General features: G+C 51.4%; 3 protein-coding genes. 1 reads left to right on the top strand and 2 read right to left on the bottom strand.

From position 1 onward, the window contains the following. Nucleotides 1–85: 85 nt before the first annotated feature. Together pflB and adhE are read right to left on the bottom strand one after the other, a co-directional pair. Nucleotides 86–2,362 (bottom strand): formate C-acetyltransferase, encoded by a 2,277-nt coding sequence (gene pflB, locus PN498_RS01470; RefSeq protein ID WP_272060898.1) that lies wholly within the window; start codon nt 2,360–2,362, stop codon nt 86–88. 56 nt (nt 2,363–2,418) lie between these two features. Further along, the gene (adhE, locus tag PN498_RS01475) at nt 2,419–5,064 is read right to left on the bottom strand and encodes a bifunctional acetaldehyde-CoA/alcohol dehydrogenase (RefSeq protein ID WP_272060899.1); all 2,646 of its coding nucleotides are present in this window, start codon (nt 5,062–5,064) and stop codon (nt 2,419–2,421) included. Between the two features lie 570 nt (nt 5,065–5,634). On the opposite strand from adhE, the gene PN498_RS01480 reads away from it, so the two are divergent. After that, nucleotides 5,635–8,409 (top strand): bifunctional acetate--CoA ligase family protein/GNAT family N-acetyltransferase, encoded by a 2,775-nt coding sequence (locus tag PN498_RS01480; RefSeq protein WP_272060900.1) that lies wholly within the window; start codon nt 5,635–5,637, stop codon nt 8,407–8,409. The last annotated feature ends 120 nt before the right edge of the window (nt 8,410–8,529 follow it).

Below are 8,529 nucleotides of genomic sequence, written 5' to 3' on the forward strand. Positions count from 1 at the left end.
GCAATGAACCGCTTTTGCCTCGGATGCGTCGTCTGTATCAAGTGAGGAAAGAGGCACCGCGAGACGGTGCCTCAGCAGGTGTGAGTCAAATCCGTGCGTGGAAAGTGCGGTTAACCACGTCGAGCTGTTGCTCACGGGTGAGCTTGATGAAGTTCACGGCATATCCCGACACCCGAATGGTCAGTTGAGGATACTTCTCTGGATGATCCATCGCATCCAGCAGCGTCTCACGGTTGAGAGCATTGACATTGATGTGATGGCCTGTTTCATGGAAGTAGGCATCCAGCACTGCCACCAGGTTATGAACTTGGGCTTCTTCGGTTTTGCCCAAGGCTCCAGGCACAATTGAAAACGTGTAGGAAATGCCGTCCTGCGCGTGCTCATAGGGGAGCTTGGCAACTGAGGCACAGGCTGCGATCGCCCCTTTCGTATCCCGACCATGCATCGGATTAGCCCCCGGTGCAAAGGGTTCACCCGCTTTACGACCATCAGGAGTACTGCCCGTTTTCTTGCCGTAGACCACATTGGACGTGATCGTCAGAATGGACTGAGTGGGTTCGGCATTACGATAGGTTGGGCGTTCCCGAATTAAATTCATGAACTGCTCCACCAGACCAGCCGCAATGCTATCAACGCGATCGTCGTTGTTGCCGAACTTAGGATAGTCACCCTCGATTTCGTAATCGACGGCGAGTCCTTCAGCATTGCGAATTACCTTAACCTGAGTATGTTTGATGGCTGAGAGCGCATCGCCCACGACAGACAGTCCGGCAATACCACAGGCCATCGTGCGATAGACATCGCGATCGTGCAGCGCCATTTCAATCCGCTCATAACAGTATTTGTCATGCATGTAGTGAATGACATTCAGCGTGTTGACGTAGGTCCTCGCCAGCCACGAGAGCATTCGAGTTAATTTCTCAACAACCTCGTCGTAGACCAAAACGTCTGCCGTGATAGGTTCACTGACCGGACCGACTTGCTTGCCTGTTTTCTCATCCTTACCGCCGTTGATGGCGTACAGTAATGCCTTGGCTAGATTGACCCTGGCTCCAAAGAACTGCATCTGCTTGCCAATTCGCATGGCTGACACGCAACAGGCAATACCATAGTCGTCACCATAGAGGGGACGCATCAAGTCATCGTTTTCATACTGAATCGAGCTTGTGTCAATAGAGGTTTGGGCACAGAAGCGCTTGAAGTGAAGCGGCAGTTGCTCAGACCACAGCACAGTTAAGTTAGGCTCTGGTGCAGGTCCTAAGTTGTAGAGCGTTTGCAGCACCCTGAAGCTATTTTTGGTCACTAAGGGCTGTCCATTTTCTCCCATGCCACCGATGCACTCCGTCACCCACACCGGATCGCCCGAGAACAGCTGATTATAGTCTGGGTGGCGTAAGAATCGCACCATCCGCAGCTTCATGACTAAGTGATCCATGAGTTCTTGAGCGTCGGTTTCATTGAGCGTACCGTTGGCCAAATCTCGCTCAATATAGACGTCTAAGAACGTTGAAATGCGTCCCAGAGACATGGCTGCGCCATTCTGCTCTTTCACTGCCCCTAGGTAACCGAAATAGGTCCACTGAACGGCTTCCTTCGCAGTCATTGCTGGACGACTGATGTCGAATCCATAGCGGCTAGCCATTGCCTTCAGTTCAGCGAGTGCGCGAATCTGCTCACTGATTTCTTCCCGCTGCTGAATGATGGGTTCGGTGATGGCCTCAACTTCTAAGGAATTGAGCTGATCTTGCTTGTCGGCAACTAAGCGATCAATGCCATAGAGGGCTACGCGCCGATAGTCACCAATAATGCGACCGCGACCATAGGCGTCTGGCAGCCCCGTGATGATGCCGGAGTGCCGGGCCAACCGCATCTCTTGAGTGTAGGCATCAAACACACCATCGTTATGGGTTTTACGATATTGGGTAAAGATTTCGTTGGTGCCAGCATCCATCTCATAGCCATAGGCTTCCAGAGATTTACGAACAACCCGGACTCCACCGTTGGGCATGATGGCCCGCTTTAAAGGCTGATCGGTTTGTAAACCGACTATCTGTTCTAGAGAATCATCGATATAGCCAGGAGCATGGGCCGTAATGCTGGAGGGCACTCGGGTATCGACATCTAAAATGCCTTTCTCCCGCTCCTGCCGCATCAAATCGCTAACTTTGTCCCACAGGGCTTCTGTCCGTTCAGTCGGACCCGCTAGGAAATCTTGGTCTCCCGTATAGAGGGTGTAGTTCTTCTGAATGAAATTACGGACGTTAATCTCGTGAATCCAAGCGCCTGGCTGAAACCCCTGCCAAGCTTCTTGATTGACGGTGACTGCAGGAGCATCTGTGTTGCGAATTGGAGTGGAAACCATAGAATGACCTCGTAATGAATGGACAGGTGGGCGGGTAGTTTTAGGAACGAGCAGGGCTATCCAGCAGGTTGAAGCTCGGATTCGTTTGGAGCAGTTTTTGCCTGAACGGCTAGCGGCGATGTGCCCAGGTAAGCGTCTACCAGCAGCTGCTTCAAATCACTGATCAGGGGATAGCGGGGATTCGCGACCGTACACTGATCGTCGAAGGCCTGGTCTGCGACGATGTCCAGCTTGGTGAAAAAGTCATCTTCGCTAGCCGACAGCGTGTCACGAATTGACGTAGGAATATCAAGCTGCTGCTTCAAGTTTTCGACCGCTGCGATGAGAGCATTGACTTTCTCCTCTTCGCTTGTGCCCGTTAGTCCCAATGCGTCGGCGACATAGGCGTAGCGTCGCTTCGCTTCGGGATATTTGTATTGGGAGAAGGTGGCTTGTTTGAAGGGGGCGTCAGTGGCGTTGTAGCGAATGACGTGGGAAATCATCAGCGCATTGGCTAAGCCGTGAGGAATATGGAAGGTGCCGCCCAGTTGATGGGCCATTGAGTGACAGATCCCAAGGAAGCTGTTGGCAAAAGCCATGCCCGCGATCGCCGCTGCATAGTGCACCCGCTCTCTCGCCTCTGGATCCTGGGCACCCTTGTGATAGGCTCTGGGCAGATAGTCGAACAGTAATTGAATGGCTTCAAGCGCCAGGCCATTGGTGAAATCAGAGGCCATTACCGAGACGTAAGCTTCCAGGGCATGGGTCAGGGCGTCGACGCCGCCATAGGCCGTCAGGCGTTTCGGCAGATTGAGCACTAGAGCCGGATCAGCGATCGCCATCGTTGGCGTTAGCGCATAGTCCGCTAGGGGATATTTGATGCCGACACGGTGATCGGTCACGACTGCAAAAGGTGTGACTTCTGACCCGGTGCCAGAGGTGGTAGGAATGGCCACCATCATGGCTTTTTCTCCTAACGGTGGCAGCTCATAGACTCGCTTACGAATATCCATGAATCGCATGGCAAGTCCTTCAAATTCAATGTCTGGATGCTCATACATCAGCCACATGACTTTGGCAGCATCCATTGGTGAACCACCGCCCAACGCAATAATCACGTCGGGATTGAAGGAATTCATCAGTGCCAGTCCTCGCTGCACGGTATCCAGAGAGGGATCCGGTTCAACATCATAGAAGATGTCGTAAGCTAACCCGACTTGCTTCAGTGCGGCCTCTAAGCTGGCCGTCATGCCCATGTCGTACAAGGGCTTGTCCGTCACGATGAAGGCCCGACGTTTGCCCGCCAATTCCTGAATTGCTACAGGCAGTGAGCCGTACTTGAAATAGATTTTGGGCGGAACGCGGAACCAGAGCATATTTTCCCGCCGTTCAGCCACGGTTTTGATGTTTAGCAGGTGGTAAGGTTCAACATTTTCACTAATGGAGTTGCCGCCCCAGCTGCCACACCCCAACGTCAGAGAGGGATCGAGGCGGAAGTTGTACAAATCACCGATCGCGCCTTGAGACGATGGCGTGTTGATTAACACTCGGGCCGTTTCAATGCTGTCTTCAAAGTTGCGAATGTGGTCAATGTTCGCCGGATTGGTATACAGCACGGCGGTATGTCCTCGCCCGCCAAAGCGAACCAGTTGCTTGGCCTTATTCACCGCATCTTCAAAGTCTACGGCCCGATACATGGCCAAGACGGGAGAAAGCTTTTCGTGAGCGAACGGCTCTTCATGACCAATGTCATCGACTTCGCCGATCAGAACTCGGGCATCGTTGGGAATCGTAATACCCGCAATTTCTGCTAGCCGAACCACTGGCTGTCCAACAATCTCAGGATTGAGACGACCATTAACAAGAATTTTGTCAGCTAGGGCAGTGCGATCGCTCCCTTCTAAGAAATGAGCACCCCGGGCTATGAACTCCTGACGGACCGCCTCATAGACCTCGTCCAGCACAATTACAGACTGTTCGCTGGCACAGATCATGCCGTTGTCGAAGGTTTTGCTAAGAAGAATGGAAGAAACAGCAACTTTAATATCTGCTGTCGCGTCGATCAGCGCAGGAGTATTGCCAGCACCCACCCCGAGAGAGGGGTGTCCTGAAGAATACGCTGCCTTCACCATCGAAGGTCCACCCGTTGCCAAAATCAAGCTGACGTCTGGGTGCTGCATCAGGGCTTGAGACAAGGGCACCGACGGCTCGTCAATCCAACCAATGATGTCCGGCGGCGCACCTGCTGCAACAGCTGCCTCCAGAACAACTTGAGCGGCTTGAATGGTGCAGCGTTTTGCCCTAGGGTGGGGCGAAAAAATAATTGCGTTGCGAGTTTTAAGCGCAATGAGTGCTTTAAAGACAGCCGTCGATGTCGGATTAGTCGTAGGCACAATGCCTGCCAAAATACCCACAGGTTCGGCAATACGCTGAATACCGAAGGATTTGTCTTCTTCGATGACGCCGCAGGTTTTTTCCTGTTTGTATTTGTTGTAAATAATCTCAGAGGCAAAGTGATTTTTGATAACTTTGTCTTCTATGACTCCCATTCCAGTTTCTTCTACCGCCATTTTGGCTAAGGGAATACGAGCAGCATTCGCAGCGATCGCTGCTTTTTTGAAGATTTGATCAACTTTTTCCTGACTGAAGTGAGCGTATTTTTCCTGAGCAGACTTTACACGTTGAATCAGTTCTTCTAGGGCTTGAATAGTCGTAACGGCCATAGGCTAACTCCTTTCTGTAACGACAGGTTAAGATGGCTGTCTCAACTCAGACCCAAATCCAAGAGATGACTTCAAAACCTTGTGGGAGAAGTCATTGACAAAGATCGAGCGTCTCTTGCAGAAGCTAAGAGACTAAGCAGAGAGGATGACTGGTGAGTACATATGCTCAATCATCCTTGCCCTCAGTCTAAAAACAAACTCAGAGAATATGGAGTCAAGTTCACAAAAAAAAATGATGCCTTTGTCCTGACATTTATCAGACTAAATAGTAATAATTTCTGATTTTTCTCGGTATTTTCTCGTTCAATTTGCTCTAACTAAGGTGACGAGAGCTTTAGGCTTGAAAGAACAATCATAAAGTAATTAAGATACTTTTAGTTTTATCTATGCACGGGTTTGAAATAATGAATTTGTAATGAATCTGTGACGAAAGAATTTAGGTTTGTTTTAGTTTTAGCCACCAGATTAGTCGTTTAGATTTGAGATGTTTGACAGCCTATTTTCACTAAGATTTTTTAAGACAGTCGCTTGTTGACTTTTACGGACACTATTGTCTCAACCGTCTCAAATATGACTAAGTCACAACCACTGATTCCTGATCCGGCTTACGATATTCTCCGCTCCGAGCATCAACCTCTGAAAGCTATTTTCAAACCCAAAACGGTCGCTGTTGTTGGCGCTAGCGATCGCCCCGGCAGTGTAGGTCGCACATTATTGTGGAATCTCATCAGTCACCCTTTTGGCGGCACCGTATTTCCCATTAATCCCAAGCGCAGTAGTGTTTTGGGCATCAAAGCTTATCCCTCTGTAACGGCTGTTCCAGAACCGATAGAGCTAGCCGTAATCGCCACACCTGCGCCAACGGTACCGGGGATCATTCGTGAATGCATTGAAGCAGGCGTTAAGGGTGCGATCGTTATTTCTGCCGGATTCAAAGAAATTGGCGAACCAGGTATTGCCCTAGAGCAGGACATTTTGGATCAGTTGCGCCAGAGTCAACTGCGGCTCATTGGCCCCAACTGCCTCGGCGTGATGAGTCCCCGGACGGGGCTAAACGCCACCTTTGCCGGCACCATGGCACAACCTGGAAACGTCGCCTTCATCAGTCAGAGCGGAGCAATCTGTACTGCGGTGCTGGACTGGAGCATTCGGGAAAACGTAGGTTTCAGCGCTTTCATCTCCATTGGTTCCATGCTGGACGTGAACTGGGGCGACCTAATTGATTACTTGGGGGATGATCCCTACACCCACAGCATCGTGATTTATATGGAAGCGATCGGCGATGCGCGATCATTTCTGTCCGCTGCACGAGAAGTCGCGCTAACCAAACCCATCATCGTTATCAAAGCTGGACGGACCGAAGCTGCCGCAAAAGCCGCCGCCTCCCATACGGGTTCTCTGGCAGGCAGCGATGCTGTATTGGATGCAGCCTTTCAACGCTGTGGAGTGCTTCGAGTCGATACCATTGCGGAGCTATTCGACGTTGCTGAAGTTCTTGCTAAGCAAAATTGCTTGCCTAAGGGACCCAGGCTGACAATCATCACCAACGCAGGAGGCCCCGGCGTTCTCACAACAGACGCTCTCATTAGCACCGGTGGACAACTGGCGACCCTCAGCGACGAAACAGTTCACGCCCTCGATCAAATCCTGCCAACTCACTGGAGCCACGGAAATCCCATCGATATCTTGGGAGATGCGGACCCGGATCGTTACACCAAAGCCTTTGACGTCGCAGCCCAAGATCCCCACGGAGACGGTCTGCTCGTTATTCTGACGCCCCAAGCCATGACGGACCCAACGCGCACTGCTGAACAGCTCAAAGCCTATGCTCAAAATATTGATAAACCGGTTCTAGCCAGCTGGATGGGAGGGGCTGAGGTGATGACCGGGGAGGCCATTCTGAATCAAGCCAGCATTCCGACCTATCCGTATCCAGATGCGGCAGCAGGACTATTCAACTTCATGTGGCGCTACAGCTACAATCTCAAAGCTCTATACGAAACTCCCATGCTCGCTACCGATTGGAATAGCGAGGGGGCGGGTCCGGCCCAAGTCACGCGCCTATTGGAGGTCATTCAAGCACAAGGACGGACGCTTCTAACGGAGCAAGAATCGAAACAGCTATTAGCCGCTTATGATTTACCCGTTGTTCAAACCTTGAAAGCAACCAGTCCTGAGGCAGCGATCGCCTGTGCAGAGCAGATCGGCTATCCGGTTGTCTTAAAGCTGCTGTCGGAGACGGTCACCCATAAAACTGACGTGGGCGGCGTTAGGTTGAACCTGAACAATGCCGCAGCGGTCCGCCAGGCCTATGACGCGATCGCCACTGCGGTGGCCGTCAAAGCAGGAGCAGATTGTTTTGATGGGGTAACCGTTCAGCCCATGATTAACCGAGACGAAAGCTACGAGCTGATTTTGGGCAGTAGCCTCGATCCCCAATTCGGTCCTGTTCTGCTGTTTGGTGCCGGAGGACAGATGGTCGAAATCATGCGAGATAGCGCTGTAGCGTTACCTCCACTGACAACAACTCTGGCCCGCCGGCTAATTGAGCGGACGCAGATTCATACGGCGCTACAGGGTATTCGCGGTCGTGCCGCAGTTGATCTGGATCAGCTAGAGCGTGTTTTGGTGCGCTTTAGCCAATTGGTAATCGAACATCCCCAGATTAAGGAAATTGACATCAATCCTCTATTGGCTTCTCCTGCCGATACCCGTAGGACTCAAACGTTACAAGCTCTTGATGCCCGAGTTGTTCTTCATGATTCAGATACTGATCTGAACCAGATTCCGAAACCCGCGATCCGTCCCTATCCCAGCCAATATGTTGCTGAATGGACGCTAGAAGATAATCGACGGGTCAACATTCGCCCTATTTGCCCAGAAGACGAGCCGTTGGTTGTTCAGTTTCACCAACTCCTATCTGAGCAGAGCGTCTACTTGCGATACTTTCACCTGATGAAGCTGAGCCAGCGAACAGCCCACGAGCGGCTGACGCGAATCTGCTTTACTGATTACGATCGCGTCATCGCTTTAGTCGTTGACCATAAAGATCCTGAAACGGGACTGCACTCCGTTTTGGGAATAGGCCGTCTGAGCAAGCTACAGGGAACCGGCACCGCAGAGTTTGCCATGCTGGTGGCGGATCCTTTCCAGCGCTTAGGGATTGGGACCGAACTTCTGAAACGACTGGTTCAGATTGCCCGTCAGGAAAACATTGAGCGGATTACTGCCGAGATTTTGCTGGAGAACAGAGCCATGCAGCATGTCTGCCAAAAAGTTGGCTTTAAGCTATCTCCTATTGGCGATGGTCTTGTAAAAGCTGAGTTTCAGGTTGATTGCCCGTAACACAGATGCACCTTTGAGGGATGTCAGGACCTACTCATGGCCCCTTGCATCCTCCAATTTTGCCAATCTTTCGGGGTTCGCCTAACCAACCCCCGATGTGGGGACCTGACGTCCCCACAC

It is taken from the genome of Oscillatoria sp. CS-180 (assembly GCF_028330965.1).
GTDB lineage: Bacteria > Cyanobacteriota > Cyanobacteriia > Phormidesmidales > Phormidesmidaceae > Halomicronema.

Bases quoted from the DNA above. Each gene is read 5' to 3' on its own strand.
- adhE (WP_272060899.1), bottom strand. From the start codon at position 5,064: ATGGCCGTTACGACTATTCAAGCCCTAGAAGAACTGATTCAACGTGTA.
- pflB (WP_272060898.1), bottom strand. From the start codon at position 2,362: ATGGTTTCCACTCCAATTCGCAACACAGATGCTCCTGCAGTCACCGTC.
- PN498_RS01480 (WP_272060900.1), top strand. From the start codon at position 5,635: ATGACTAAGTCACAACCACTGATTCCTGATCCGGCTTACGATATTCTC.